At 69.0% G+C, this 25,925-nt stretch carries 25 protein-coding genes and 1 riboswitch; of the genes, 7 read left to right on the forward strand and 18 right to left on the reverse strand.

The window, feature by feature from the left end:
• From ABTW65_RS22800 to ABTW65_RS22815, 4 genes are all read right to left on the reverse strand, one after another.
• Positions 1 to 1,602 (reverse strand): cobyric acid synthase (locus ABTW65_RS22800; protein WP_350664352.1); only part of this gene is annotated, 1,602 nt, incomplete at its 3' end.
• Positions 1,599 to 2,384, reverse strand: coding sequence for a precorrin-6A synthase (deacetylating) (gene cobF, locus ABTW65_RS22805; protein WP_350664353.1), 786 nt, complete (start codon positions 2,382 to 2,384; stop codon positions 1,599 to 1,601). The genes ABTW65_RS22800 and cobF, both read right to left, overlap by 4 nt.
• Positions 2,381 to 5,995: a cobaltochelatase subunit CobN gene (cobN, locus tag ABTW65_RS22810; RefSeq protein WP_350664355.1), complete on the reverse strand. Its 3,615-nt coding sequence runs from the start codon at positions 5,993 to 5,995 to the stop codon at positions 2,381 to 2,383. Before cobN ends, cobF begins: the two co-directional genes overlap by 4 nt.
• A 34-nt stretch (positions 5,996 to 6,029) precedes the next feature.
• Positions 6,030 to 6,174: riboswitch (cobalamin riboswitch) on the reverse strand.
• Positions 6,152 to 6,712, reverse strand: coding sequence for a GNAT family N-acetyltransferase (locus tag ABTW65_RS22815; protein ID WP_350664357.1), 561 nt, complete (start codon positions 6,710 to 6,712; stop codon positions 6,152 to 6,154). Its footprint overlaps the riboswitch before it by 23 nt.
• Positions 6,713 to 6,809: 97 nt before the next feature.
• Between ABTW65_RS22815 and ABTW65_RS22820 the strand changes: the two genes are divergently transcribed.
• The gene (locus ABTW65_RS22820; protein ID WP_350664359.1) at positions 6,810 to 7,430 is read left to right on the forward strand and encodes an ArsR/SmtB family transcription factor; all 621 of its coding nucleotides are present in this window, start codon (positions 6,810 to 6,812) and stop codon (positions 7,428 to 7,430) included.
• A complete protein-coding gene (locus ABTW65_RS22825) occupies positions 7,423 to 8,148 on the forward strand; it encodes a hypothetical protein (protein ID WP_350664362.1) in 726 nt (241 codons plus the stop codon). The genes ABTW65_RS22820 and ABTW65_RS22825 overlap by 8 nt, the downstream gene beginning before the upstream one ends.
• Here ABTW65_RS22825 and ABTW65_RS22830 read toward each other — a convergent pair.
• The 5 genes from ABTW65_RS22830 to pcaH are packed head-to-tail and all read right to left on the reverse strand — an operon-like array spanning position 8,130 to position 13,350.
• Positions 8,130 to 9,566 carry a phytoene desaturase family protein gene (locus ABTW65_RS22830; protein WP_350664364.1) on the reverse strand — a complete coding sequence of 479 codons (1,437 nt, stop codon included), beginning with the start codon at positions 9,564 to 9,566 and terminating at the stop codon, positions 8,130 to 8,132. The two genes, ABTW65_RS22825 and ABTW65_RS22830, sit on opposite strands and share 19 nt — an antisense overlap.
• A gap of 34 nt (positions 9,567 to 9,600) precedes the next feature.
• Positions 9,601 to 10,758: a bifunctional 3-oxoadipate enol-lactonase/4-carboxymuconolactone decarboxylase PcaDC gene (pcaDC, locus tag ABTW65_RS22835; RefSeq protein WP_350664366.1), complete on the reverse strand. Its 1,158-nt coding sequence runs from the start codon at positions 10,756 to 10,758 to the stop codon at positions 9,601 to 9,603.
• A complete protein-coding gene (locus tag ABTW65_RS22840; protein ID WP_350664368.1) occupies positions 10,755 to 12,014 on the reverse strand; it encodes a lyase family protein in 1,260 nt (419 codons plus the stop codon). The genes pcaDC and ABTW65_RS22840 overlap by 4 nt, the downstream gene beginning before the upstream one ends.
• Before the next feature lie 8 nt (positions 12,015 to 12,022).
• Positions 12,023 to 12,565, reverse strand: a complete 543-nt coding sequence (gene pcaG / locus ABTW65_RS22845) for a protocatechuate 3,4-dioxygenase subunit alpha (RefSeq protein WP_350664371.1) — start codon at positions 12,563 to 12,565, stop codon at positions 12,023 to 12,025.
• Positions 12,562 to 13,350 carry a protocatechuate 3,4-dioxygenase subunit beta gene (pcaH, locus tag ABTW65_RS22850; protein WP_350664373.1) on the reverse strand — a complete coding sequence of 263 codons (789 nt, stop codon included), beginning with the start codon at positions 13,348 to 13,350 and terminating at the stop codon, positions 12,562 to 12,564. The genes pcaG and pcaH overlap by 4 nt, the downstream gene beginning before the upstream one ends.
• Before the next feature lie 70 nt (positions 13,351 to 13,420).
• Between pcaH and ABTW65_RS22855 the strand changes: the two genes are divergently transcribed.
• The 3 genes from ABTW65_RS22855 (at position 13,421) to cobS (ending at position 16,142) form a co-directional block, all read left to right on the forward strand.
• A complete protein-coding gene (locus ABTW65_RS22855) occupies positions 13,421 to 14,164 on the forward strand; it encodes an IclR family transcriptional regulator (RefSeq protein WP_350664375.1) in 744 nt (247 codons plus the stop codon).
• A 161-nt stretch (positions 14,165 to 14,325) separates the two neighbouring features.
• Positions 14,326 to 15,375, forward strand: a complete 1,050-nt coding sequence (gene cobT / locus ABTW65_RS22860; protein WP_350664377.1) for a nicotinate-nucleotide--dimethylbenzimidazole phosphoribosyltransferase — start codon at positions 14,326 to 14,328, stop codon at positions 15,373 to 15,375.
• Positions 15,375 to 16,142 carry an adenosylcobinamide-GDP ribazoletransferase gene (cobS, locus tag ABTW65_RS22865; RefSeq protein ID WP_350664379.1) on the forward strand — a complete coding sequence of 256 codons (768 nt, stop codon included), beginning with the start codon at positions 15,375 to 15,377 and terminating at the stop codon, positions 16,140 to 16,142. The genes cobT and cobS overlap by 1 nt, the downstream gene beginning before the upstream one ends.
• A 142-nt stretch (positions 16,143 to 16,284) precedes the next feature.
• On the opposite strand, the gene cobU is transcribed toward cobS, so the two are convergent.
• Positions 16,285 to 16,824: a bifunctional adenosylcobinamide kinase/adenosylcobinamide-phosphate guanylyltransferase gene (gene cobU / locus ABTW65_RS22870; RefSeq protein WP_350664381.1), complete on the reverse strand. Its 540-nt coding sequence runs from the start codon at positions 16,822 to 16,824 to the stop codon at positions 16,285 to 16,287.
• Complete coding sequence (locus ABTW65_RS22875) at positions 16,821 to 18,020, reverse strand: MFS transporter (protein ID WP_350664384.1); 1,200 nt, start codon at positions 18,018 to 18,020, stop codon at positions 16,821 to 16,823. Before ABTW65_RS22875 ends, cobU begins: the two co-directional genes overlap by 4 nt.
• 30 nt (positions 18,021 to 18,050) lie before the next feature.
• On the opposite strand from ABTW65_RS22875, the gene ABTW65_RS22880 reads away from it, so the two are divergent.
• Both ABTW65_RS22880 and ABTW65_RS22885 read left to right on the forward strand, forming a co-directional pair.
• A complete protein-coding gene (locus ABTW65_RS22880) occupies positions 18,051 to 18,809 on the forward strand; it encodes a DeoR/GlpR family DNA-binding transcription regulator (protein WP_350664386.1) in 759 nt (252 codons plus the stop codon).
• Positions 18,810 to 18,857: 48 nt separating this feature from the next.
• Positions 18,858 to 19,646 carry a metallophosphoesterase family protein gene (locus tag ABTW65_RS22885; protein WP_350664388.1) on the forward strand — a complete coding sequence of 263 codons (789 nt, stop codon included), beginning with the start codon at positions 18,858 to 18,860 and terminating at the stop codon, positions 19,644 to 19,646.
• A 27-nt stretch (positions 19,647 to 19,673) separates the two neighbouring features.
• On the opposite strand, the gene ABTW65_RS22890 is transcribed toward ABTW65_RS22885, so the two are convergent.
• The 7 genes from ABTW65_RS22890 to ABTW65_RS22920 all read right to left on the reverse strand — a co-directional run bounded on the left by ABTW65_RS22890 (position 19,674) and on the right by ABTW65_RS22920 (position 25,742).
• The gene (locus ABTW65_RS22890) at positions 19,674 to 20,435 is read right to left on the reverse strand and encodes an ABC transporter permease (RefSeq protein ID WP_350664390.1); all 762 of its coding nucleotides are present in this window, start codon (positions 20,433 to 20,435) and stop codon (positions 19,674 to 19,676) included.
• Complete coding sequence (locus tag ABTW65_RS22895; protein ID WP_350664393.1) at positions 20,432 to 21,205, reverse strand: ABC transporter ATP-binding protein; 774 nt, start codon at positions 21,203 to 21,205, stop codon at positions 20,432 to 20,434. The genes ABTW65_RS22890 and ABTW65_RS22895 overlap by 4 nt, the downstream gene beginning before the upstream one ends.
• The gene (locus ABTW65_RS22900; RefSeq protein WP_350664395.1) at positions 21,202 to 21,588 is read right to left on the reverse strand and encodes a DUF1048 domain-containing protein; all 387 of its coding nucleotides are present in this window, start codon (positions 21,586 to 21,588) and stop codon (positions 21,202 to 21,204) included. Before ABTW65_RS22900 ends, ABTW65_RS22895 begins: the two co-directional genes overlap by 4 nt.
• A gap of 3 nt (positions 21,589 to 21,591) precedes the next feature.
• Positions 21,592 to 21,921: a PadR family transcriptional regulator gene (locus tag ABTW65_RS22905; RefSeq protein ID WP_141805770.1), complete on the reverse strand. Its 330-nt coding sequence runs from the start codon at positions 21,919 to 21,921 to the stop codon at positions 21,592 to 21,594.
• 208 nt (positions 21,922 to 22,129) lie between these two features.
• Positions 22,130 to 22,954 carry a hypothetical protein gene (locus ABTW65_RS22910; RefSeq protein WP_350664397.1) on the reverse strand — a complete coding sequence of 275 codons (825 nt, stop codon included), beginning with the start codon at positions 22,952 to 22,954 and terminating at the stop codon, positions 22,130 to 22,132.
• Positions 22,951 to 25,434 (reverse strand): WXG100 family type VII secretion target, encoded by a 2,484-nt coding sequence (locus ABTW65_RS22915; protein ID WP_350664399.1) that lies wholly within the window; start codon positions 25,432 to 25,434, stop codon positions 22,951 to 22,953. Before ABTW65_RS22915 ends, ABTW65_RS22910 begins: the two co-directional genes overlap by 4 nt.
• Complete coding sequence (locus ABTW65_RS22920) at positions 25,434 to 25,742, reverse strand: hypothetical protein (protein WP_350664401.1); 309 nt, start codon at positions 25,740 to 25,742, stop codon at positions 25,434 to 25,436. The genes ABTW65_RS22915 and ABTW65_RS22920 overlap by 1 nt, the downstream gene beginning before the upstream one ends.
• Between the last annotated feature and the right edge of the window lie 183 nt (positions 25,743 to 25,925).

Consider the following 25,925-nt stretch of genomic DNA (forward strand, 5'->3'; position numbering starts at 1 on the left):
GCTGGTCGAGCCGCCGGAGCCGCTAGGCGGAGGCGTGTCGAGACCAACACGGTCCGCTGTCGCGCTCGACGGGATCGTGTTGGTCTCGACACGACGTCGCTCGTCCCTCACGACGTCGGCTCGACCAGCGGGGGAGTCGGCTCGACCAGCGGAGGAGCGAGCGAGATCGAGCAGCGCGTCGACGTCGAGGTGCTCCTCGACGAGGTCGCCGATCAGATCCAGGCGGCGCTCACGGGCGGCCGGGAAGGAGACCGTGGACGGCTCGCGGCCGAGCGTCGCGGCAAGGAACGCGCCGCGCAGCGCGTCGCCCTCCAAGCTGCCGTGCCACATCGTGCCGAAGACCTGCCCCGAACGGGCGCCACCGAGGAACTCCGAAACCCCGTCGCCGCGGGTGATCCGGCCGTGGTGGATCTCGTAGCCGCTCGCCTCGACCCCGAGCGCCGACCCGGTGGGCAGGCGGAGGTTCTTGGCGGGGGTGAAGTCGGTGCGTACGTCGAGCAGGCCCAGCCCCTCGACCTCGGCGACCGAGCCCTCAACACCGTCGGGATCCGCGATCACGCCACCGAGCATCTGGAAGCCGCCGCAGATCCCGAGGAGCGGGCGGCCGCGGCGTACGTGCTCGGTCAGGGCCACGTCGAGGCCGCGCGAGCGGAGCCAGGCCAGGTCGCTGATCGTGGACCGGGTGCCGGGCAGGACGACGAGGTCGGCGTCGGCGACGTCGGCCGGCGAGGAGGCGAAGACGACGTCGAGGTCCGGCTCCAGCCCGAGCGCGTCGACGTCGGTGAAGTTGGAGATTCGGGGGAGGCGTACGACTGCGACCTTGCGGGTGGCGCCGGCTGCCGAACGGCGCCCGTCGAGGTCGAGCGCGTCCTCGGAGTCGAGCCATAGCGACGGCTCCCAGGGCAGCACCCCGAAGACCGGGCGCTGGGTGAGCGACTCCAGCGAGTCGAGCCCGGGCTTGAGCAACCCGGCATCGCCGCGGAACTTGTTGACCACGAAACCGCTGATCAGAGCCTGGTCCTCGGGCTCGAGGAGAGCAAGCGTGCCGTACATCGCCGCGAACACCCCGCCCCGGTCGATGTCGCCGACGACCACGGTGGGCAGCCCGGCATGCCGGGCCAGCCCCATGTTGACGTAGTCCCCGGCTCGGAGGTTGATCTCGGCCGGGCTCCCCGCTCCCTCGGCGACGATGACCTCGAAGCGAGAGGCGAGATCGTCGTACGCAGCATGGGCCGCGATCGCCAGATGCCGGCGCCCCGCCTCCCAGTCGTGCGAGGACACCTCGCCCGCGGGATGCCCCATCAGGACCACATGGCTGCGGCGATCGGAGCCGGGCTTGAGCAGCACCGGGTTCATCGACGGCTCCGGGGTGACCCGCGCCGCCAGCGCCTGCACCCACTGGGCCCGGCCGATCTCGGCAGTCGTCCCGTCCCCTCCTCCGGTGGTCGAGCCTGTCGAGACCACCATCGAGTTGTTGGACATGTTCTGGGCCTTGTAGGGCGCCACCTTGACGCCGCGGCGGGCGAACGCCCGGCACAGCCCGGTCGTCACGACCGACTTGCCGGCATCCGAGGTGGTGCCGGCGACCAGCAGCCCGCTCATCGGCGGGGTGCTCGCAGGAGGTAGATGTCCATCACCCAGCCGGACTTCTCACGCAGCCGGGTCCGAGCCTCCTCGATCGCGGGGACGACCTCGCCGACCGTGCCGGCGACGAGCTCCTCCTCGCGGGTGCCGAGGTTGCCGCCCCACCAGATCCGCCAGTCCTCGAGCCCGGGGAGGTCGACGACCCGGTTGAGCATCACCACGAGGTTGTCGTGCCCGGCCTCGACGGCCTCGAGCACCGCGCGGCCGGTGGTGACGTAGAGCGGACGCCCGACGTCATGGAGCACGAGCCGATGGCGGGCGGCGAGCAGCTGCACCGAGGAGATCCCGGGGATGACGTCGACCTCGACGTCGAGCTGCTCTGCGATCTGGTCGACGACCCGGATCGTGGAGTCGTAGAATGCCGGGTCGCCCCAGACCAGGAAGCCGACGTCGCCGGTGTGCTCTTCGAGCACAGACAGGTAGCGCTCGACCCGGGCACGGTGCCAAGCGGCGACCGCGGCCCGGTACTCCGCGTCGGTCCCGGTGAACTCCTCGCGCCGCTCGCGAGGTGCATCGGCGACCTTGACCACCTGGGCAGGCTGGTCCAGATGGCGGTCGAGCAGCTCCTCGCGGGCCCGCACCAGCGGGTCGGGCATGCCCTGCTTGACCGTGCCCGACTTGTCGGTGACCAGGAAGAAGTCGACCGACCGCATCGCGGTCACGGCCTCGAGGGTGACCTGGTCAGGGTCGCCGGGGCCGACGCCGATGATCTTGATCCGACGCTTGTCAGAAGAGCTCATTCCTCCTCCAAGTCACCTTCGATGTCGAGATAGATCTCCTGCATCGCCGCGACGACCTCGGGGTCGGGCGACTCCCACAGCCCGCGCTCGGCCGCCTCGTGCAGTCTCTCCACGATGCCACGCAGCGCCCATGGGTTCGAGGTCCGCATGAACTCCTGGTTGGTCTCGTCCAGGACGTACTCGCGGGCGAGCTTCTCGTACATCCAGTCCTGCACCACGCCGGCGGTCGCGTCGAAGCCGAAGAGGTAGTCGACGGTCGCGGCCAGCTCGAAGGCGCCTTTGTAGCCGTGGCGCTGCATCGCCGAGATCCAGCGCGGGTTGACCACCCGGGCCCGGAAGACGCGGTTGGTCTCCTCCTGCAGCGTGCGGGTCTTGATGGCGTCGGGGGAGGTGGAGTCGCCGACGTACGCCTTCGGCTCGCTGCCGGTCAGCGCGCGGACGGTCGCGACCATGCCGCCGTGGTATTGGAAGTAGTCGTCGGAGTCGGCGATGTCGTGCTCGGCGGAGTCGACGTTCTTGGCGGCGACTTTGATCCGGCGGTAGTTGGCGCGCATGTCGTCGGCAGCCGGGGCGCCATCGAGGTCGCGGCCGTACGCGAAGCCGCCCCACGCCGCATAGACGTCGGCGAGGTCCTGGTCGGAGCGCCAGTTGCCGGCCTCGATCACCTGCAGGATCCCGGCGCCGTACGAACCGGGCTTGGAGCCGAAGATCCGGGACGTCGCGCGGCGCTGGTCGCCGTGATCGGCGAGGTCCTCGAGGGTGTGCGCGCGGACGAAGTTGTCCTCGGCCGGCTCGTCGAGGTCGGCCACCATCCGGACCGCGTCGTCGAGCATCGAGACGACGTGCGGGAACGCGTCGCGGAAGAACCCGGAGATGCGTACGGTCACGTCGATCCGTGGCCTGCCCAGCTCGGCGAGCGGGATGACGTCGAGGTGCGTGATTCGGCGGGAGGCCTCGTCCCACTCGGGGCGCACCCCGAGCAGCGCGAGCACCTCGGCGACATCGTCGCCGGACGTACGCATCGCGGACGTGCCCCAGACGGAGAGCCCGACCGAGGTGGGGTAGTCGCCGGTCTCGTCCAGATAGCGCTGCAGCAGCGAGTCGGCCATGGCCTGCCCGGTCTGCCACGCCAGCCGCGAAGGCACCGCGCGCGGGTCGACGGTGTAGAAGTTGCGCCCGGTGGGAAGTACGTTGACGAGCCCTCGCAGCGGCGAGCCCGACGGCCCCGCGGGGACGAAGCCACCGTCCAGCGCGTGCAGGACGGCGGACAGCTCGTCGGTCGTCCCGTTCAGCCGCGGCACGACCTGCTCGGCGGCGAAGACGAGCACCTGCCGCACGGCCGGGTCGTCGTGGAGCGTCTCGGCGACCGCCGGATCCCAGCCGGCCGCGTCCATCCGCTGCACCAGATCCTTCGCCTGGGCCTCGATCTCGTCGACCGCCCGGGTGTCGGCGCCCTCCTTGAGCCCGAGCGCCGCCCGCAGCCCGGGCACGGCACCGCCGACGCCGCCCCAGACCTGCGCGGCGCGCAGGATCGAGAGCACCAGGTTGACCCGCGCCTCACCCTCGGGAGCGGCGCCCAGGATGTGCAGCCCGTCGCGGATCTGGGCGTCCTTGATCTCGCAGAGCCAGCCGTCGATGTGGAGCATGAAGTCGTCGAAGTCGTCGTCCTCGGGCCGCTCCTCCATGCCGAGGTCGCGGTGGAGCTCGGCGGCCTTCATCAGCTGCCAGATCTCGCCGCGGATGGCGGGCAGCTTGGCCGGGTCCATGGAGGAGATCCGGTCGTACTCCTCCATCAGCCCTTCCAGCCGCGCGATGTCGCCGTAGGACTCCGCACGCGCCATCGGCGGCACCAGGTGGTCGATGATCGTGGCGTGCGCGCGGCGCTTCGCCTGGGCACCCTCGCCCGGGTCGTTGACCAGGAACGGGTAGATCAGCGGCATGTTGCCAATGGCCGCATCCGGGCCGCAGGACGCCGACAGCGCGGCGTTCTTGCCGGGCAGCCACTCCATCGAGCCGTGCTTGCCGAGATGGACGACGGCATCGGCACGGAAGCCGTTCTCGAGCCAGCGGTAGGCACCGAGGTAGTGGTGCGACGGCGGCAGGTCGGGGTCGTGGTAGATCGCGACCGGGTTCTCCCCGAACCCGCGCGGCGGCTGGATCAGGATCACGATGTTGCCGGCCTGGAGCGTGGCAAGGACGAGCTCGTCGTTGTCGTTGACGAAGAGCTTGCCCGGCGTCGGCCCCCACGTCTCGACCATCTGTTCGCGCAGGTCAGCGGGGAGATCCGCGGTCCACTTGTCGTAGTCGGCCTTGGAGATGCGTACGTGGGCGTCGGTGAGCTGGGCGTTGGTCAGCCACTCCTCGTCCTGGCCGCCAGCCGCGATCAGCGCGTGGATCAGCGCGTCACCGGCGGCCGTGTCGGCGGCGGCGTCAGCAGCGACGTCGGCGGAGTCGAGGATGCGTACGACCTCGTTGTCCTGCCCGAGGTCATAGCCCTCCTCGCGGAGCCGGCGCAGCATCCGGATCGCGGAGACCGGGGTGTCCAGGCCGACCGCGTTGCCGATCCGGGAGTGCTTGGTGGGGTAGGCGGAGAGGACCAGCGCGAGGCGCTTGTCCGGGTTGGCCGTGTGCCGCAGGCGGGCGTGGTTGACCGCGATCCGGGCGACTCGCGCAGTGCGCTCGGGATCGGCGACGTAGTGGGGGAGACCCTGCTCGTCGAGCTCCTTGAAGGAGAACGGGGCGGTGATGATCCGCCCGTCGAACTCGGGGATCGCGATCTGGTTGGCCGAGTCGAGCGGCGTGACGCCGTCGTCGGAGGCCTCCCACTCCGCGCGCGAGCTGGTCAGGCACAGGCCCTGGAGCACCGGGATGTCGAGCGCCGCCATCCGCTCCACGTCCCAGGCCTCGTCCTCGCCGCCGGCGCTCGCCGAGGCGGGCACCGAGCCACCGGCCGCGAGCACGGTCACGATCAGCGCGTCGAGGGTGCCGAGCGCCTCGTAGAGGTCGTCGGGTGCCGAGCGCAGCGAGCCCGCGAAGACGGGTACCCCGGTGGCCGCGCCGGTCGCGTCGATGGCGTCGGCCAGCGCGTGGGCGAACGCGGTGTTCCCGCTGGTCTCGTGGGCGCGGTAGTAGAGCACGCCGATGCGGGGACGAGTGGCGTCGGCGGGCTCGGGCCGCTCCGCGAACCCCCACGCCGGCACCGTGGCAGGCGGCTCGAACCCGAAACCCGTCAGCAGGACCGTGTCGGAGAGGAACGCGTGCAGTTGGGCGAGGTTGGTCGGCCCGCCCTCGGCGAGATAGCGGTGGGCCTCGGCGGCGACGCCCATCGGGACGGTGGAGTGCTCCATCAGCTCGGCGCTCGGCTGCTGCTCGCCGCCGAGGACCACGACCGGGGTGCCGCGCTCCTTGACGGCGCTCAGCCCGTCCCACAGATCGTTGGGCGAGCCGAGGAGCCGGAAGACGACCAGGTCGGCATCGGCCACGACCTGCTCCAGATCGGTCGCTCGCGACGGGTTCGCCCAGGCGTAGTCGGCGCCGCTGGCACGGGCCGAGAGCAGGTCGGTGTCCGAGGTGGACAGAAGGGCGATGCGTACGCGTGCAGAGTCGGCCATGCCGAGTTCCTCCTAGGGGTTCTCGCCCCGTCGATCGGTCGGATAGCCCGCGGCCAGTGTCTGGCTGTGTCCGTGCCCAGAAGCTGTACGGACGTCACAGTGGCGGAACCGCCCCGGACTCTCACCGGGTTCCTGCGCCACGAGCGTGCTCGCAGCCTACCCCGCGCGCTGCTCGAGCCAGGTCTCGCGGGTGATCTCGTACTCGACCTCTCCGTCGGCATGTCCTGCGAGCGGTTCCTCGAACTCCTGGTGGAAGGAGCGTACGAAGCTCATCCCGACCGACACCATCGTTGCTCGGGAGGCCTCGTTGACCGACATCGTCTGCGCGATCACCCGATCGATCCCGAGCTCCTCGAACCCGTGCCGGAGCAGCTCGAGCGAGCCCTCCTTCGCGTAGCCCTTGTGCCAGTGCCGCTGCGGGAGCCGGTAGCCGAGCTCGGCGGCATCGGTACGCGGCGGGTTGTCGGGCGGCTCGAACATGTAGAGCCCGACGGCCTCACCGGCCGAGAACCCGATCCACTTGCCCAGCGCATCCGTCTCCTTCGCGACCCGGATCCACTTGTGCATCCGCTCCTCGGTCTCCTCCGGCCTGAGCGCGCGGGTGAACAGATGGCGCAGCACCACCGGATCCGAGTTGAGCTCGATCAGGAACGGCAGATGCACTTCGGACAGCGGAACCAGGTCGAGGCGCTCGGTGCGCAGATGGGCTTGCGGCATGGGCCAGACGTTAGCCAGGACGTACGTCGCCAGCACCTGGTTTCTGGGGCGATCAACTCAATTGACAAATCTGTTTGTCAATTGCATCCTGGGTCTTGTGAGCAACGGCATCATCTACGTCGACGAGCCGGACCGGGTGGCCGCGGCGCTGTCGCCTATTCGTCGGCAGCTCCTCGGTCACCTGCAGGAGCCCACGTCGGCCACCCAGCTCGCCGCCGTGCTCGAGCTGCCTCGCCAGCGGGTGAACTACCATCTGCGGGCGCTCGAGTCGGCCGGGTTGGTGGAGCTGGTCGAGGAGCGGAAGCGCCGCGGCTTCGTCGAGCGGATCGTCCGCGCGAAGCCGGGTGCGTTCGTGGTCGACCCATCGGTGATGGGCCGCGGACCCGAGTCCGCTGAGAGCGCGGGGCGGGTCATGGACCAGTTCGCCGCCGACCACCTTGTCGGGGTCGCCGCAGCCACCGTGCGGGATGTGGCCCGCATGCAGGTCAAGGCGGACGAGCAGGGCAAGCGCCTGCTCACGTTCACGATCGAGGCCGCCGTGCGCTTCGCTGACGCCGCCGACGTGCACAGATTCACCGAGGAGCTGACCGAAGCGCTGCGGCGTACGGCCGAGAGCTTCGACAGCCCGACCGGCCGGCAGTACCGCGTGGTCATCGGTGGGCATCCCGCCCCGGCAGCGGTGACCGCCCCATCCGAACAGGAGCAGAGTGATGAATGACATCCAGAGCGGCGAGACGCCGCGGATCGAGGTCACCGCGGCGGCCTCGGCCGATGCCGCGTGGCAGGCGCTGCGGGACCCGGCCGCCATCCGACAGTGGCACGGCTGGGACGCGGATGAGATCGAGGCCGAGATCGACTCGATCTACTTCACCGATGTCGTCGAGGAGGCCGACCGGCGCACCCTGGTCGCCAACGGCGGCGACAGGTTCGACATCCAGCCGGAAGGCGACGGCGTCCGAATCACGCTGACCCGTGCGCCGTTGTCCGGCAACCCGGACTGGGACGCCTACTACGACGACGTCACCGAGGGTTGGACGTCGTTCCTGCATCAGCTTCGGTTCGCGCTCGAGCGCCGGCCCGGCATGACACGCCGCACGTTGTTCTTCGCCGATCGCGGCACCTACTCGGGCACCGTCATCGAGCGGCTCGGCCTCGACGCTGTCGCCGGCCAGCCCCGGGGCAGCCGCCACACAGCGACGATCGCCGGCGAGGACGTGGCCGGCGAGGTGTGGTTCCGCTCGGCGCACCAGCTGGGCGTGACGGTCGACGCATGGGGCGAGGGCCTGCTGGTGATCGCCGGCACGGCGCCGTCGGACGCCGACCCGGCGGGCACCTCGATGGCCATCCTCAGCACGTACGGCCTCGAGGACGCCGACTTCGCGCAGCTCGACACGAGGTGGGCCGGCTGGTGGGCCGATCACCGGGCGGGGGAGTGATCCTCCGCGGCCAGGTGGCGGAGAGCTCGATGGGCGGCGTGGTAGCCGCACATGCCGTGGACGCCGGCGCCGGGCGGGGTGGCGGCGGAGCATAGGAACATCCCGGGAATGCCGGTGTCGTAGCCGGCGAGGGTGGGGCGGACGATGAGCTGGCGAAGCGTGTTGGCGCCGGTGGAGATGTCACCCCCGACGTAGTTGAGGTTGTACGCCGCGTAGTCGGCCGGTGTGGTGACGTGCGTCGCCACGATCTGGTCGCGGAAGCCCGGGGCGAAGCGCTCGATCTGGGCCAGCACCGCGTCGGTGGCGTCGCCCTCGTAGGCGTGCGGGACGTGTGCGTAGGCCCAGACCGGGTTGAGGTCTCCGGCCGAGCGGGACGGGTCCGCGACGTACTGCTGCCCGAGCAGCACGAAGGGACGCTCAGGCATCCGGCCTGCTGCCATCTCCCGCTCGCTGGCCGCCACGTCCGCGATCGACCCGCCGAGATGGACGGTGCCGGCGCGGCCGACCTCCGGGTCACGCCACGGGATCGGCCCGCGGACCGCCAGGTCGAGCTTGTACGCCGCGGGGCCGTGCTGCCACCTCCGCATCGCCCGGCGCGGCCGCTCGGGGAGGGCTTCGCCGACGATGTCGGCGAAGCCGCCGGGGCTGGTGTCGAACAGGGTGACATCCGAGTCAGGAAGGTCGGCGAGGCTGCGGACGGTGGTGCCGGTGACGACGGTGCCGCCCAGCTCCTCGAGCAGCTCCGCCATGGCGAGGGTGATCGCGTGGGAGCCACCCTCGGCGACCGGCCATCCGTAGCGATGTCCGCTGGCCACCAGCATGGTGCCCACGGCGGCCGTGCCCGGGCGGTCCAGCGGCTGGAACGCGTGCGCCGCACACCCGGCGAAGAGTCCCTTCGCCGCCTCCTCGCGGAAGGCCCGCGCGAGCACGGTGGCCGGTGGCGCGGCGCGCATCCCGAAGCCGGCCAGGCGGAACGGATGCCGGGGGACCCGCACGATCGGACCGAGGACATGGTCCGAGATCGCGTCCCAGCCGCGTACGACCGGACCGAACATCTGCTGCCAGCGCTGTCCGTCGGCGCCCAGGCCCGCGGCTGTCGTCTCGATCGAGCGGTGCAGGAGCGCGGCCGCTTCGTCATCGAGCGGATGGGCGAGCTCGATCTCGGGAAAACGCCAGGTCAGGCCGTACTTATCCAGCTCGAGGTCACGGAGGAACGGTGAGGCCAGGCCGAGCGGATGGATGGCCGAGCAGATGTCGTGGCGCAGCCCGGGCAGGGTCAGCTCGGCGGTGCGCGTGCCACCGCCGACGGTCTCCGCGGCCTCGAGGACCGTCACCTTCACGCCCTGCTGAGCGAGCACGATCGCAGCCGCCAGCCCGTTGGGGCCGGCGCCTACGACGGTCGCGGAATGCGGCTTCATGGGACCAATCCAACCAGCGGGGCCGGTCACTCGTTCAGGCTCCGTCGTTCAAGACCCGGTTGGCGACGGCGAAGGCGGTGTTGGCGGCTGGAACGCCGACGTAGATCGAGGTCTGCAGGAGCACCTCGATGATCTCCTCGCGGGTCAGCCCGTTGGTGAGCGCGGCGCGAAGATGGAACTCGAGCTCCTCGAAATGGCGGCCGGCGACCAGGGCGGTGAGCACGCCGATCGAGCGGTCCCGGCGGGCGAGGCCGGGGCGGGTCCAGATCGTGCCCCAGGCGTAGCGCGTGATCAGGTCCTGGTAGTCGCGGTTGACGTCGGTGATCGCGGCGGTGGCTCGGTCGACGTGGGCGTCGCCGAGCACCTGGCGGCGTACGTTCATCCCGGCCGCGTAGGCGGGGTCCGACGCGGTCACGTGGGAGGTGATCAGGGTGGAGACGGCGTGCGGGGCCTCGGCGGGAGCGAGGTGGGCGACGGCGTCGAGGGCGACGAGGCGCCCGTTGCGCACCCCGACGGCGATCTCCTCGAGCGAGGAGGGCGGGGTCGGGGCGTCGTCGACACCAGCGATCGCCAGAACCGGGGCGGCGACCTCGGCGAGCCGGCCGCGGACGTCGTACGCCGCCAGCGCCTCGCAGACCAGCGCATAGCTCTCCGCGTCGGCGTCGCGCAGCGAGTGGAGCAGGGCACCGCCCCGGGCGGGCTCGCGCTCGAGGAAGCCGGGCGCGAACCAGCGCTGGGTGGAGCCGGCGATCTGGGAGGCGGTGCCGGCGGCGCGTACGGTCTTCGCGCGGTCGTTCCAGCCCTCGGGCTCGCCGATCTTGGCGCCGGTGTTGGTGAGCACCGCGGCGCTCACCCGGGTGGGTGCGTCGAGCAGGAGCTGGAGGCCGACGGCCCCGCCGACCGAGTCTCCGGCGTAGGCGAAGGTGCCGTGGCGCTCGCCGCGGTCGGTGAGGATCCGGTCGACGCAGGCGAGCACGCCCGCGGCGAGGTCGGCCATGGAGAACGCCTCGGTGGTGGGGGCGCCGTGGCCGTGGCCCGGGAGCTCCCAGCCGATGACGTGGAAGCTCTCCGCGAGCAGTTCGGCGGTGGCGGCCCAGAGCGCGGTCACCGAGGTGCCGAGGGACGGGCCCACGACCAGGAGCGGCTTGCTCGGGTCGCCGGCCAGCTCGACAGGGGTGGTCCTCGGCGTCATGAAAGGTCCTTCCAGATTTCGTGGGCACGGGCGACGGTCGTGTCGATGAGGGCGTCGGCGGCGCCAAGATAGTCGTCAAGCCCTGCGGCGGCCTTGGTCCCGGCAAGGATCTCGCCACCGACGAACCCGGTCAGCGAGCGCTGCTCGGCCAGCAGGTCCGCTCCGGCGGCTTCGGCGGTGGCGCGCATCCGTGCCGCGTCGACGCGGACGCCGGCGAGAAGCTCAGTGGTCTGCGAGGCGGCGACGACGCTGCGGCGGGCGAGGGTCTGCAGGGTCTCCCACTCGACGTGCCAGGCGCCGTCGGGACGCTCGTCGAGGTAGGTCGCCGCGGCGGTGTGAAGCGTCGCGGCCAGCGGGGGAGCGGCGAGCGCGTGGCGGCGGACGAGGACCGAGAGCACCGGGTTGGACTTGTGCGGCATGGTCGAGGAACCGCCGCGCCCCTCACCGGCCGGCTCGGCGAGCTCGCCGATCTCCGGGCGGGTCAGCAGAGTGATGTCGGTGGCGATCCGGCCCCAGGTGTCGGCCGCGGTGACCAGCGCGTCGGCGGCCGCGGTCAGCGGGGCGCGGTTGGTGTGCCAGGGAGTTCGCGGGAGCAGACCGAGCGTGGACGCCGTGGTCGCGGCCGCCTCTTGAGCGGCGGCGACGGGATCGCCGAGACCGCGGAGCCGGGCCAGGCCGACGACCGCTGCCAGGGTGCCCGCCGCGCCACCGATCTGGGAGGGCAGTGACGTACGCGTCCGGCGGAGGGCCTCGGCGGCATCGCTCAGGCCGGAGAGCCAGGTCGCGGCCTTGAGCCCGAAGGTGATCGGCACCGCGTGCTGGGTCAGGGTGCGGCCGGACATCACCGTGGCGCGGTGGTCCCGGGCGAGACCGACCAGTGAAGCGGCCTGCGCGGCGAGCTCGTCCTCGACCCGGTCGAGCACGTCGGCGAGACAGAGCACCAGCGCGGTGTCGACCACGTCCTGGCTGGTCAGACCCTTGTGGAGCCACCGCGCGGCCTCACCGTCGAGCCGGGTACGCAGCAGCTTCACCAGTCCGATGACCGGGTTGCCCCCGGCCTCAGCACCCTCGGCAAGCCCTGGGACATCGTCCGCGGAGATCAGGCCGGCCAGCGGCGTACCTGCTTCCTCCGGGGCGATCCCGGAGGAAGCGATCGCGGCCAGCCAGGACTCCTCGACCCGCACCATCGCGGCGAGGTAGGCGGCCTCGGAGAAGAGATCCCCGGCACGCTCCTCGCCTGGCCACAGCAGCGACATTCGACTCCTCAGTCGTAGGTGAGAAAGGTGGTCTCGCGGTCGCCCTGCAGGTGGATGTCGAATCGCAAGCCGGTTGCGTCCGCAGTTGCCACCAGCGTCGCACGCTCGTCCTCGGACAGCGACACCAGCAGGGCGTCGCCGGCGTTGGCCGGGTGCTCGGGCAGATAGATCCGGGTGTGCAGCTTGTCGAGCAGGCCGCGGGCGAAGACGGTGAGTGCGAAGAACGGCGCTGCGCCCTCCGCGGACGGACCGGGAAGCACCGTCGAGAAGGTGTAGTACCCGTTCAGGTCGGTGTCGGCGCGGCCCCAGCCGGTGAAGGTCCAGCCGTCGCGGTGCAGCGAGCCCTCGGACTGCGGGACGTTGCCGTCGGCGTCGGTCTGCCAGATCTCGAGGAGCGCGTCGGGGATCGGGTTGCCGGCGCCGTCGTAGACCCAGCCGTGCAGCCGGATCGAGCCGGGGCTGCCGGGTGGGACCAGGTCGGCGTCGCCTTCGTAGGGGAGCGCGTAGCCGAAGAAGGGGCCGATCGTCTGGCCTGGCGTCGGGATGGTCACAGGTCGCCCTCCTCGGGCTCGGTCCAGGTGCGGCTCGGGCCGGTCAGGACGATGTCCCAGTTGTAGCCCATCGAGTATTCGGGGGTGGAGAGGTCGTGGTCGTACGTCGCCACCAGGGCGTCACGAGCCTTCTGGTCCGTGATCGACTGGTAGATCGGATCGAGCGCGAAGAGCGGGTCGCTGGGGAAATACATCTGCGTGATCAGCCGCTGCGTGAACGCGCGGCCGAAGAGCGAGAAGTGGATGTGCGCCGGACGCCAGGCGTTGATGTGGTTGCCCCACGGGTACGGGCCGGGCTTGATCGTCTGGAACCGGTAGCGCCCCTCGGAGTCGGTGATGCAACGGCCGACGCCGGTGAAGTTGGGGTCGAGCGGCGCCGGGTGCTGCTCGCGCTTGTGGATGTAGCGGCCCGCCGAGTTGGCCTGCCAGATCTCGACGAGCTGGTTGCGCACGGGGCGCCCGTCGCCGTCGGTCACGCGGCCGCTGACCGTGATCCGCTCGCCGATCGGCTCGTTGCTGCCGCCGATGGTCAGGTCCGCCTCGAACGGGTCCACGTCGGAGTTCCCGAAGCACGGGGCCCACAGCTCGATGGTCTCGGGGTCAGCATGGCGCGGGTCCTTGGTGGGATGGCGCAGGATGCTGGACCGGTAGGGCGGGTAGTCCAGCAGCGGCTGACGTACGTTCTGACCCGCGGAGTCGGCCTCGATGCTGAGCTTCTCGAGCTGGGCGATCTCGGCCGAGAGGTCCGCCTGGGTCTCGACTGGCTTCTTGGTGGGCGCTGTCACGCCCCGAACGCTAGGTGTCGGAGGCGTACGATGAAAGCACGAACTTCCGCTGAGCGAAAGAGGTGGGCAGATGGCAGGAGGCAGTGGAGGCCGTACGGTCGCCTCCCGCGTCCTCGGCCTCATCGGCGCCTTCGACGCCGGTCATCGCCGGCTCACCCTGAGCGAGCTCGCCGCCCGCGCGGACCTCTCCCTCCCGACCGCCCACCGGCTGGTCGCCGAGCTGGTCGAGTGGGGTGCGTTGGTACGGGACGAGGAAGGGACGTACGCCGTCGGCCGCCGGCTGTGGGACGCCGGCCTGCTCGCCCCGGTCGCCACCGACCTGCGCTCGGTCGCGGCCCCGTTCCTCCACGACCTCTACGGCGCGACGCTGGAGACGGTCCACCTGGCCGTTCGCGAGGACGATCACGTGCTCTACCTCGAGACCCTCCGCGGCACCCGCAACGTACCCATCGTCTCCTCGGTCGGCTCCCGCCTGCCGATGTACTCCACCGGCGTCGGCAAGGTGCTCCTGGCCCATGCGCCCGAGGACGTACGCAACCGGGTGCTGGCCGGCCCGCTCAAACCGTTCACCCGCCACACCATCACCACCCCGGGTCTGCTGCGGCGCCAGCTCGACCGGGTGATCACCGAGGGCTATGCGACCACCGCCGAGGAGATGACCCTCGGCGCCTGCTCGGTCGCGGTCCCGATCACCACCGGCGCCGGCGTCGTCGGCTCCCTCGGCATCGTCGTCTCCGACCTCCGCCGCAACCGCCTCCGCCTCGTCTCCGCCCTCAAGGTCGCGGCCCAGGGCGTCTCCCGCGCCCTGCCATAGCCGCCCGCTGGTCGAGCCGTCGGAGCCGCTAGGCGGAGACGTGTCGAGACCAACACAGTCGATTCGGCGCCACCGGAACCGTGTTGGTTTCGACACGCTCGCTGGCGCTCGCGGCTCAACCAGCGGAGCCGGGCGGTTACGCCGTGGGGTACCTTGCCGAGGTGACGATCCGGACCCCAGACGACAACGTACGCAACCAGGCAGCCGAGCGGCTGGGCGCACTGGCGACGCCGCCGGGAGCCCTGGGCCGCCTGGGCGAGCTGGCGGTCTGGGTGGCCGCGTGCCAGGGCGAGGTGCCGCCGCGACCGATCGAGAACGTACGTTTGGTGATCTTCGCCGGTGACCACGGCGTCGCCCAGCACGGGGTCTCGGCGTTCCCGCCGGCGATCACGGGCGCGATGGTGCGTACGTTCCTGGGTGGCCGGGCCGGAGTCAGCGCGCTCGCGAAGGCGCACGGTGTCCAGGTCCGGGTGCTCGACCTCGGCGTCGACGAGGAGTTCGAGGACCTCGACGCGACGACCCGAGAGGCGCTGACCCAGCACAAGATCCGGCGCGCGAGCGGTGCGATCCACCTCGAGGACGCGCTGAGCGCCGAGGAGACCCGGGCCGCGCTGGAGGCTGGCGCCGTGGTGGCCCGCGAGGAGATCGCCGCCGGTGCGCAGCTGCTGATCAGCGGCGACATGGGCATCGGCAACACCACGCCCGCGGCCGCGATGGTGGCCGCTGGGCTAGGACTGCCCGCGAGCGAGGTCACCGGTCGCGGCACCGGCATCGGTGACGACGCGCTGCGGACCAAGACCGACGTCATCACCGCGGCCCTCGGCCGTGCCGGCGAGCGTGCCGGCGACCCGATCGAGACCCTCGCCGCGCTCGGCAGTGCCGACCTCGCCGCGACGACCGGCTACCTCCTCGAGGCGGCCCGCAGCGGCACCCCGGTCCTCCTCGACGGCCTGATGAGCGTCGCCTGTGCCCTCACCGCCGACCGGATCGAGCCCGGTGCCGCGACCTGGTACGCCGCCGGCCACCGCTCCACCGAGCCCGCCCAGTCGATGGCTCTGGAGAAGCTCGGCCTCGAACCGCTGCTCGACCTCGACCTACGGCTCGGCGAAGGCTCCGGCGCCGTCGCCGCAGTGCCGGTCGTACGCAGCGCCGTCGCGCTGCTGCGCGACGTCGCCCTGCTCTCCGAGCTCGCTCCAGGAGACCCTGCCTGATGCTCGTGCGGGACGCCTGGCGTCTCGCGGTCGGCACGCTGACCGCGATGCCCGTGCCTCCTCCCGAGCACGTCGATCGCCGTCGAGCCGCAGTGGCGATGGTGGTCGCGCCGTTGGCTGCGTTGCCGCTCGCACTGGGGGCTGCCGCTATCGCACTCCTGGGGCAGCTCATCGACCTACCGCACCTGGTCACCGCCCTGCTGGCGATCGGCGTCGTGGTCGCCGGCAACCGGGCGCTCCATCTCGACGGCCTCGCCGACACGGTCGACGGCATGGCGGCGTCCGACGACCGCGAGCGCTCGCTGGCGGTCATGAAGTCCGGCACCTCCGGCCCTGCCGGTGTCACCGCGATCGTCCTGGTCCTCGGTCTCCAGGTGGCGGCGCTGGCCTCCGTGCTGGGAGCCGGGACCGTACGCTCTGCGGTGCTCGCCGCGGTCGCGGTTTGCGCCTCGCGCGCAGCCCTGGCGCTGTGCTGCACCCGTGGCATCAGGCCGGCCCGCGAGGACGGTCTGGGGCGTACGTTCACTCAGACCCTTCCGCCCCTCGTCACCGTTCTCGTCTGGGCCGTCGCCGCTACCGTGCTCGCCTGCGTCGGCGCGTGGGCCGGACTGCCGTGGTGGCGAGGAGCGCTCGCGGTCGCCGTCGCCGCGGTCGTCGTCGGCGCGATCGTGCTGCGGGCGGTCAAACGGTTCGGGGGAGTGACCGGTGACGTCTTCGGGGCGGCCGTCGAGGCGGCTTTGGCAGCGCTGCTCGTCGCCTTGGCCTGACGCGCCCCGCTGGTCGAGCCGGATTCGTGAGGGACGAGCGAATCCGTGTCGAGACCAACACGTGCGCTCCGCGCTCGATGGGACCGTGTTGGTCTCGACACGCTCGGCCGCAGGCGGCCTCGCGGCTCGACCGACGGGGTGGCTAGAGCTTCAGGACCCGTCCGGCGATGACGAGATGCACCTCGTCGCACGCCGCGGCCAGCCGTTGGTTGACCAGCCCGAGCAGGTCGCGGAAGAGGCGGCCCGAGCGATGGGCCGGCACGACTCCGAGGCCGACCTCGTTCGTCACCAGCACGACATCGCCGTTGTGCTGCTCCAGCACGGCAGCCGCGTCCTCGACCAGCGCCGAGACCGCCGCGGTGGCCTCCTCCGACGTGGCCTCCCACAGCTGGCGGGAATCCATGAGGGCCGTGAGCCAGGTGCCCAAGCAGTCCACAATCACCGCGTCGTCGTTGGTCAACCCCTCGGCCAGCGCCCTCGCGAGATCCCGCGACTCGACCGTACGCCACCCCTCAGGCCGCCGAGCCCGATGCGAGGCCAGCCGTGCAGCCCAGTCAGGATCCGGCTCCTCCTCGACCGTCGGCCCCGGCGCGACGTACGCCACCGAAGGCGCCGCCGCGAGCAGCGACTCAGCATGCCGCGACTTCCCCGACCGGACGCCACCTGTCACCAGAACCTTCACGGGGCAAGCGTAGGTCGGCCTTCAGGCTTTGGAGTTCGCGACGCTGATCGAACTTGCGTGGCAAGCGCGACGAACGCGATGAGAGATGCTGCTGTGATCGCGATCGGGAGCGAGGCCAGCGTCGTGATGCCCCCGATTGCGGGCGTGAGCGCGATGGTTGCTACGCGCATGATCCAGTTGACCCACGTCACGCCCGCGTGGGCCTTGAGGCCTGGCAGCGCGTCGGCACCGGCGAAGGCGAGCGGCACTGTGATCGCGCAGCCGACACCCGCCAGCGCGAAGCCTGTCAGCGTCAGCGCGACCCAGGGGCTCCACGCGACCATGATGAGTCCACCCGCGATGAAGATCAGACTGGTGACGACTGCCGGCTTGTTGCCGACTCGATCGATGAAACGATCGCCGAGGATGCGCCCGACGAACTGAGCTACCAGGAGCACGCTCAACCCGATGCCCGCCATCGACGTGGGCATGCCGCGTTCGGCAGCGAGAAACACCGCTGACCAGTTGTTGCCGACATCCTCAACCGCGACCCCTGCCAGGGCGACGAGCGCGAGCGGGATGAGGAGCCACAACGCACGCCGCTCGAGAGAGCCGGATGCGTTCTCGTCCTCCGTGCCGGCATCACGATCGGGAAGGAACGAACGTGCAGCCCAGGCCATCGCGATCCCGCACAGAACTCCCCATGCACCGAGGTGGATCGATAGCGGCACTCCCGCCGAGGCTGCGAACGTACCGACGAGCCCTCCGGCGGCGGCGCCGATACTCCACCCTGCGTGCATCGAGGACAACAAGGAGCGGCCGTAGGCCTCCTGGACGCACAGGCCCTGGGAGTTCTGCGCCACATCGACCACGGCGTCTCCGTACCCGGCCAAGACCAGCCCGGCAATGAATAACCAAGGATCACCGGTCGCGACACCGACGGCGGCGAGCAACAGTGCGAGAGCCACCCACACGGTGCCGAGGGAGGTCACCCTTTGGCTACCCCAGCGTCGGAGGAACGCTCCTGGCATGTGGAAAGCACCGGCAGCGCCGATCATGAACCCGGCGACGAGGAGCCCGAACACGCCGGCATCGACGCCCAGGGTGTCTTTGACCTCGGCGTAGCGGGCGAGCAACGTGGCAGGGAGTGCCCCGTTCGTGGCGAACGCAACCATCGTCGCCGTGCGCGCTCGCCGATTGATCCGTGACTGTTGCATGCCCGGCACTCTCGCGCTTGAATCGAACACATGCAACGTTCGGTTCGCCTTAAAACGATCATCAACGCCGTGCGAGTGTCGGGTGGTGCCCGTGTCGGAGAACTGGCGCGTGCAACGGGGGCGTCGACGATGACGATCCGACGAGACCTGTCCGAACTCGAACGTCAAGGGATGCTGCGCCGCACCCACGGAGGCGCGATCACTCTGCCCGCACGGGGCACGCGACTGCCCTACAGCATGCGGATCGACAGCGAGGTCGAGCAGAAGCACGCCATCGCCACAAGCGCTGCTTCGCTGATCCCCGATGGCGCGAGCGTGATCATCGACACCGGCACGACCTGTGCCGCCGTCACGCAGGCGCTCGCTGGGCGTGACATCACAGCACTCGTGCTCTCGGTGCCCGCCGCATCAGCGCTAGGGAGTTGCCCCGGCGCACGGATCGTCACCCCCGGAGGGGAGCTCGACCTCGACGAGCTCGCCTGGACGGGGCACAGGGCCATCCGCGAGATACGCGAGTTCCGAGCCGACTACGCCGTGATCGGCGTCTGCGCCTGGGACGAGGAGGCCGGGCTGACCGCAACCTCCGCGCACGACGCCGATGTCAAGAAGGCGATCATCGACTCAGCCCAGCGCGTCATCGCGGTCTCGACCACAAACAAGATCGGAACCTCAGCGACGTTCACTGCGTGCCCGACCGATCGAATCCATGTGCTCGTGACTCAGAACCTCCCCAGCGAAGCCAAGACATGGATGACCATTGCCGGGATCGAGATCATCGACAACGGATGAGCTCGACCGGCCCCGTCAGTCCCACCGACACCCCTTAGCCTTTCGTCCATGACCCCAGAGCGCATTGCGCTGATCTCGGACGTACACGGCAACCTCACCGCCCTGGAAGCCGTTCTCGCAGACATCGAAGCACGAGGAATCACCAGGATCTTCAACCTCGGCGACTACGTCGGCAAGGGCCCGAGAGGTCGAGAGGTCGCCGAGATCTGCCGAGAGCGGTGCGAGGTCAACATCCTCGGCAACTGGGAGGACTTCCTGCTCACCCCCGAGCCCGACTTCGGCCGCGAGTCGGTCGGGCTGATGTGGTGGCGGCTGCAGGCGTGGGAGCAGGCCGAGTGGCTGCGTACGCTCCCGTTCTCCCACGACTTCACGATGAGCGGCCGGCGGATCAGGCTCTTCCATGCCTCCGAGGAGACGGTCCACCGCCGGGTCAGGTTCGACCATGACGAGCAGGAGTTCCTGGGCCTGTTCCAGAACACCGAGGCGACCGGCCTCGACGTACCGGAGCCGGACATGGTCGGCTACGCCGACACCCATGATCCCTACTACGAGACCGACCGGGACCGGCGCACGGTCTTCAACACCGGCAGCGTCGGCAACTGCATGAGCGACCCGACCCCGGTCTACGTCATCCTCGAGGGCGTGATGGACAGCGACCAGGAGGCTCCGTTCGGCATCCAGTGGGTCCGGGTCCCCTACGACGCGGAGGCCGAGCTCGCGTACGCCGCTGACGTCGGGATGCCGGAGCTCGACGAATACACCTACGAGCTGCGTACGGGTTTCTACCGCGGCAACCTCAGGAACGACGAGCAGCCGACCTACCACCGAAAGGGGTAGATCGGCTCTTCGCCGTCACTGAAGCGCTCAACTGATCTTGCGCCGGTAGACAGCCATGGCGGCGACGTACGAGACGACCAGGATGCCCACGCACCAGGCCAGCGCGACCCAGATGTCGTCACCGACCGGCTGGCCCGCGAAGAGCGCCTGGATGGTGTTGACGATCGAGGTGACCGGCTGGTTCTCGGCGAAGGCGCGCACCGGACCGGGCATCGTCTCCGTCGGCGCGAACGCCGAGCTGATGAACGGCAGGAAGATCAGCGGGTAGGAGAACCCGGTGGCCCCCTCCATGGTCTGTGCCGCCAGCCCGGGGATGACCGCGAGCCAGGTCAGCGCCAGGGTGAGCAGTGCCAGGATCCCGGCGACCGCGAGCCAGGCGCCCAGGTCCGCCGAGGTGCGGAACCCCATCACGAACGCGACGCCCAGGATGATCACCATGGTCAGCATGTTAGCCACCATCGAGGTCCCGACATGCGCCCACAGCACCGCCGAGCGGGCGATCGGCATCGACTGGAACCTCTCGAAGATCCCGCTCTGCATGTCGGTGAAGAGCCGAAGTGCGGTGTACGCGATGCCCGACGCGATCGCCATGACCATGATCCCGGGGAGCACATAGTTGACGTAGTTGTCGGTGCCGGTCCGGATCGCCCCGCCCAGCACGTAGACGAAGAGCAGCATCATCGCGATCGGGGTGAGCGCGGTGGTGATGATCGTGTCCGGGCTTCGGGTGATGTGCCGCAGCGAGCGGCCCAACAGGGTGCCGGCATCGGCGAAAGCGTGCTTGGTCATGACTGTGCTCCTCGATTGGTAGAGCCGGTGAGTGAAAGGAAGATCTCTTCGAGTGACGGCTGCTTCTCGACGTACTCGACCTTGGCCGGCGGCAGCATCGCCTTGAGCTCGGCGAGCGTGCCGTTCGCGATGATCGTCCCGCCGTGAAGGATCGCGATCCGGTCGGCGAGCTGCTCGGCCTCTTCCAGGTACTGCGTGGTGAGCAGGACGGTCGTGCCCTGCGCGGTCAGCTCGCGAACGACCCGCCACACCTCCAGGCGTGCCTCTGGGTCCAGCCCGGTGGTCGGCTCGTCGAGGAAGATCACCGACGGCGAGCCGATCAGCGACATGGCGATGTCCAGGCGCCGCCGCATGCCACCGGAGTACGTCGCGACCTTCCGGGCGCCCGCCTCGACCAGGTCGAAGCGCTTCAGCAGCCCGTCGGCGACGTCGCCGGGGGAGGGGAGATGCCGCAGCTTCGCGACCAGGATCAGGTTCTCCCGCCCGGACAGGATCTCGTCGACCGCCGCGAACTGGCCGGTCAGCGAGATCGCCTCCCGCACCCGCTGCGCCTCGTCGACGACCGATGCGCCCTCGACCAACGCGGCGCCGGCATCAGGTTTCAGGAGCGTCGAGAGGATGCGTACGGCTGTGGTCTTTCCGGCCCCGTTGGACCCGAGCAGCGCGAAGATCGTGCCCCGCGCCACCTCGAAGTCGACGCCCCGCAGAACCTGGTTGTCCTTGTAGGACTTCTCCAACCCTCGTACGGAGATGGCAGCTGTCGCGCTCATGACTCGTCCTCCTCGTGGCTCTGCTCATTTGTGATGGTCTCGATGGCCTCGTTGAGCCGGGCGCGCTCCTTCTTGATCCAGGCGCCCTCGGAGTAGTTCCTGGCGAACTCCTCGGCGAACTCCACCGGGTTGTCGCCGACGATCGCGCTGACCGGAGTGCCGTCGGCGGCGGCCTGCTCGAAGAGCTCGAGGAGGTCCTCGGCCATCGCCGTCACGATCGCGCCGTCGGCGATGCCGGCGGAGTACATCAGGTAGCGCTCGACCGCGTCGTGCGCCTTGCGGTGGTTCTCGGGCAGCTGCTGCTTGCGGGCCTTGAGCTGCCGCCAGCGCTTCTTCAGCTCGAGCTCGCCGACGACGGCCTCGAACATTGATCGGATCGACATGCCTTACTTCCCTTCCGTACGGAGGTTCTCCAGCCGTTCGGCCAGGAACCCCCAGGTGGTCCAGAACTCTTCGAGGTACTTCTCGCCGTCTGTGTTGAGCGAGTAGACCTTCCGCGGCGGCCCCTTCTCGGACGGCCGCTTTTCGACGTCCACCAGTCCGTTCTTCTCGATCCGGACCAGCAGCGCGTAGACCGTGCCCTCGGCGATCTCGGTGAACCCCTGGCTCCGCAGCCAGGTCGTGATCTCGTATCCGTACGCCGGGTTGCCGGTCAGGAACGCCAACACGATCCCCTCCAGCGTCCCCTTGAGCATCTCGGTCATCTGCTTGCCCATCGGGCACCTCCTTCCACTACTCAGTGTTGCTGACTACCAGTACATAGTAGCGCTGAGTAGTGGCGCTGGGTCAAGTCCTAATCGCAAGCAGAAATGCCAGCGGCGCTGGTGCGACGGTTGTGGCCGTCGCACCAGCGCCGCTGGTCGCGTGGTGCCTGCCCTTCATCCCTCTGTCGGTAGCGTGGGAGCCCCTAGTGAGGGTTGGGCGTCAAGGGTTGCGTGGAACCAGCTCTCCACCGTCAAACCATGGACCCTCCAAGTCCTCGGAGATCGCTCGGAGGTATGCACTCCCAATCGGGGGAGAGTCTGTGTCGAGCCACTCATAGACCTGCTCGATAGTGTCCGGCTCTTCAAGCGGAGGTCGTTTCTTCAACCCGGGCGAAAGCAGTTCGGGCGGCGAATTCAGATAGGTCGCGGCGATGATGGACCGCAGGATCAGTTCCCTGCCTGGAGTTACCTGAACCTCGCCGGATCCGCTGGCTACACGCGCAGCGACATCTTCGACCGTTGCTTCGGCTTCGTAGCCATCCACCCCAAGGGCGGTTGCCAGCGCTCCAGTGGCAAGCGCGGTGTCATGAAGGGAGCTGTCCAAAGCGGCCTCAGTCGAGTCATTGCGTCTTCCGGCGACGTACCGCTTCGTCGCTGCTGCTGCCTCATCGACCGTAGCGGCTGAGACTGTGTCCAGAACTTCGGTCCGTAGGGCCTCATCCCTCTGTAGCTCTGAAACGACTCGGAGCATCGACCCCGGCTCGACGTCGAGGGAACGAGCTCCCCCGTTGTCAGAGATTGTCGCCCGAACCTGTTGCATGTTGGCGTTCAGTAACTCGGCAAGGGGCGCAAGGTCAGCGTCATCGACTTGCGCATCTTCGTGCTTGTCCAAGTAGCTGGCGAGATCGCTGATCGTCTCTGCGGATGCGTCGTGACGGAGCTCATCCTTCAAGTCGCTACTCAGCGATGTCGGTTGCGGGTCTGCCTCGCTGCATGCGGAAAGGGTCAGGGCAAGGGCTGCGATTGGTATCAGAAACTTCATCATGGGTTCGCCAGTTTGTGCGCTTGGTCGTAGCCCTCAGCGTATTGGCCCTCGGTCTGTTCGGCGATGCCCGGGATCTCGTGCGCAGGAACCCCTTGGGTCTGAAGGGTCTCTGCGATGAGCGCCTTCGCCATCTCGTTTCGTTTCTCGATCAGCTCACCCATGTCGTACGTGGTTTGCCCGGCGTGGTCGTGCAGATTGGCCTTCTCCCACGAATCGATCGCGCTGTTGATGCCGGTGTCAAGCGCCCAGCCGAGGCCAGGAACGGCCTTCGAAGCAGCGTCTGTTGGCAATTGGCCTGCGATGAAGCGGGCGACACCAGCCTTTTGGGACACGTCGTCATTGTGTTCGCCGTCCTTGGTGAGCGTATCCAGGATGTCTGCCTTGTTTGCGCCGTAGTCGAGCGCTCCGAGAATGTCTCCCATGCCGCCAGCATGTTGGCTCGCGATGACTGCCGCATCGTCCGTGTGGCCCTTGAGGTCTTCGATCATCTGACGCTGGGCTTCCGCATACTCCGCCTGCCGGACCGTCTCGTATGCCTCTGGATCCTTGCCGAGGTCAAGCAGGAACCGCCGCATGTCACCCTCGGAGTAGGTGGTTCCGAATGGCCCGGACTTGCCGCCCTCAGTGATGGTTGAGCTGGACATCGACTCGTGAAGCGTCTCCAAGTGGAAGCCGAAGATTTGTCCGAGATCAGCGCGCAGTTCAGGGCGGATCGCATCCACGTCGGCTGGGTTCTTGGTCTTGTCCTCGTTGTCTTGGCTGAGCGCGTCGTCTTGCGCAGTTGACGTCACGATGTCGTCGAGGAGGTGTCCGATCTGCTTGCGGTCGCCTTCGTCGATGGTGTCGTCCATGGTTGCGGCCTTCAGTGCGTCCCCGAGCGCCGAAGACCCCGTTGGCCCTTCGCCGATCGGGTGGTCCAGCGGGCGACCCTGCCAGGCGATCTCATCCGAGGGCCAGGCCCGATCGGTGAGCAGGTAGTCGGTCCGACGTATCTCGCCAGAACCCATGTCGACGTTCGGGCCGTCGAAGAAGTCGCGCGCGGCGTCGGGATTGTTCGCGAAACCGTCGAGGAGCGCACCCATCGGGTCCCAGCCAGCGGGGTCTTCTTCGCCGGAGCCGCCGGTCCAGTCGAGGCGATTGCCCTCGAGGTGGTTCAGATCCGGGCCGTTGGTCAGGCTGCCCATGGTGTTGCCCCCGACGACGCGACCGTCCTCGTCCATGATCGGGAAGCTCCACGGCGATGCGCCGCCGTGTTCGCGGGCGAACCTTCCTTCGAAGTCCAGCATCCCGGTGCCCACCTCGTTGAGGAGGTATCCACTTTCAGCCGAACGCAGAAGGGGACCCAGTACCTGGAATCCGTAGGCCTTGTTCGGGGCGCCGCCGTCGATGCCCTGGTAGCCGACGGACATGACGTCGTCACCCTTGGCGACGAGTTGCGAAACCCATTCCGAGGAGACGTGGGCGTCGGTGCCGGCTTGGCCGTCCTCCTTGAGGCCGGCAGTGCCGGCGGAGAGCGTCTCTCCGAGGTTCTTCTGGAGGAGCCCGATCTGCTTGGTCAGATCTTCGTTGATGCTGTTGTGATAGTAGGTGCTGCTGTCGGGGAAGTTGTCGTCGTCCTGCATCTGGGCGACGTACCCGTTGAGCTTGAGAAGCCCCTCCGGGCCGAGATCGTTGAGGAATGCGGTCGATACGACTGGATGCTCGCCGTAGGACTCGAACATCGCATTCAGCTTGGCGACCTTCTCCGGGTCGAACTTCCAGTCCCCGTCGATGTAGAGACTGGTGTCGTTTGGGTCGGTGATTGCTGAGGTGGCATCGGCGAGCGCACGCCCCAGTTCCTGCTGCTGGTAGGTGGAGAGCGCGTCGACATAGCCGTCGTACTTGTCCGGGTCGGCGAGCATCTTCTCGACGAGTTGGTCGGTGGAAAGGTTGCGCAGTTCGGGCGGCAAGCTGGCATCTTCGATGGAGCCATCGCCGCCGTCGTAGTCGCCCTTCTTCGCAGAGTTGAGGACGGAAGCCAAGCTGCTCTCGGCGGCCTCGGCATCACCCAGCGCGCGAGCGATGTCATCGGCGAGGTCGTCCCTCAACCCTTTATCTTTGTTGGGGTCCTCCTCGTCCGGGGTCGGGTCGGAGATCTGCACGCTCGCGCCGGAAAAGGTGACCTTCCAGCCCCTCCCGATCGCGGTGTTGTACGCCGCCGCGGCGTTGTCCTTGGCCTTCTTGATCGAGGCGGATGCCTCATCGAGAGCGTTGATGACCTGCGACAGGGGAGCGGCCATGTCGTTGAGCGAGGCGATCAAGCGACGGTGGCGGTTCTCCGCGGCGGTGGCAGACTGGCCGATCCAGGTGTCGGGGACTTTGCCCGCGTCCATCTCGTCCTGCTGGTCCAACAGCTTCTTGCGCGCCGTGTTGAGGTCGTCGGCAGCGGCGTCGAGTTGCTCGGGCTTCCAGCTCTGCAGCTTGTCGTAGGTGACAGTCATCAGTAGTACCCCATGGTCTCGCGCTGGTTCTTCGCGGCCTGCGCCGTAATGGTGTCGGCCTCCACGATCGCGTCGGCGGCCGCGATGGTTGCCTGCTTGTGGTCGCGAGCGTCCTTGACCCACTTGTCCTTGTCGCTCTTCCACTCGGCCTTGAGGCCATTCGCGGCGCCCACGACGGTGCTATCCGGCAGCGCTGAAGCCACCTTGCCCAAGGGGCCTTCGAGATCGAGGCCGGCGACGGCTTCGGCCGCCGTCCCGATGGAACGGGCCGCGGTCTTCACCTGCGGCGCCACGATTTCGACGTTCACGAGAGGGTCCCCCAAGACGTTCGGAGCGATTGGTAACTCTCTCCTACCCCAAATTCCGGGTTTCAAACACAAATCGTCGAGAAATCTTGTACCGAGCAGCTCCCGCATCTCGACGCGCTCGCCCGCGCGGATCTGCCCGTGAGGGCACGACCTTTGGGATAACGTCTCGGGCCATACGAGGCC

Origin of the sequence: Nocardioides sp. NPDC127503, assembly GCF_040302165.1 — a bacterium.
GTDB lineage: Bacteria > Actinomycetota > Actinomycetes > Propionibacteriales > Nocardioidaceae > Nocardioides.

Coding starts and splice junctions, on each gene's coding strand:
- cobF (WP_350664353.1), bottom strand. CDS start 2,384: ATGAGCTCTTCTGACAAGCGTCGGATCAAGATCATCGGCGTCGGCCCC.
- cobN (WP_350664355.1), bottom strand. CDS start 5,995: ATGGCCGACTCTGCACGCGTACGCATCGCCCTTCTGTCCACCTCGGAC.
- ABTW65_RS22815 (WP_350664357.1), bottom strand. CDS start 6,712: ATGCCGCAAGCCCATCTGCGCACCGAGCGCCTCGACCTGGTTCCGCTG.
- ABTW65_RS22825 (WP_350664362.1), top strand. CDS start 7,423: ATGAATGACATCCAGAGCGGCGAGACGCCGCGGATCGAGGTCACCGCG.
- ABTW65_RS22830 (WP_350664364.1), bottom strand. CDS start 9,566: ATGAAGCCGCATTCCGCGACCGTCGTAGGCGCCGGCCCCAACGGGCTG.
- pcaDC (WP_350664366.1), bottom strand. CDS start 10,758: ATGACGCCGAGGACCACCCCTGTCGAGCTGGCCGGCGACCCGAGCAAG.
- ABTW65_RS22840 (WP_350664368.1), bottom strand. CDS start 12,014: ATGTCGCTGCTGTGGCCAGGCGAGGAGCGTGCCGGGGATCTCTTCTCC.
- ABTW65_RS22855 (WP_350664375.1), top strand. CDS start 13,421: ATGGCAGGAGGCAGTGGAGGCCGTACGGTCGCCTCCCGCGTCCTCGGC.
- cobS (WP_350664379.1), top strand. CDS start 15,375: ATGCTCGTGCGGGACGCCTGGCGTCTCGCGGTCGGCACGCTGACCGCG.
- ABTW65_RS22875 (WP_350664384.1), bottom strand. CDS start 18,020: ATGCAACAGTCACGGATCAATCGGCGAGCGCGCACGGCGACGATGGTT.
- ABTW65_RS22880 (WP_350664386.1), top strand. CDS start 18,051: ATGCAACGTTCGGTTCGCCTTAAAACGATCATCAACGCCGTGCGAGTG.
- ABTW65_RS22885 (WP_350664388.1), top strand. CDS start 18,858: ATGACCCCAGAGCGCATTGCGCTGATCTCGGACGTACACGGCAACCTC.
- ABTW65_RS22890 (WP_350664390.1), bottom strand. CDS start 20,435: ATGACCAAGCACGCTTTCGCCGATGCCGGCACCCTGTTGGGCCGCTCG.
- ABTW65_RS22895 (WP_350664393.1), bottom strand. CDS start 21,205: ATGAGCGCGACAGCTGCCATCTCCGTACGAGGGTTGGAGAAGTCCTAC.
- ABTW65_RS22900 (WP_350664395.1), bottom strand. CDS start 21,588: ATGTCGATCCGATCAATGTTCGAGGCCGTCGTCGGCGAGCTCGAGCTG.
- ABTW65_RS22905 (WP_141805770.1), bottom strand. CDS start 21,921: ATGGGCAAGCAGATGACCGAGATGCTCAAGGGGACGCTGGAGGGGATC.
- ABTW65_RS22910 (WP_350664397.1), bottom strand. CDS start 22,954: ATGATGAAGTTTCTGATACCAATCGCAGCCCTTGCCCTGACCCTTTCC.
- ABTW65_RS22915 (WP_350664399.1), bottom strand. CDS start 25,434: ATGACTGTCACCTACGACAAGCTGCAGAGCTGGAAGCCCGAGCAACTC.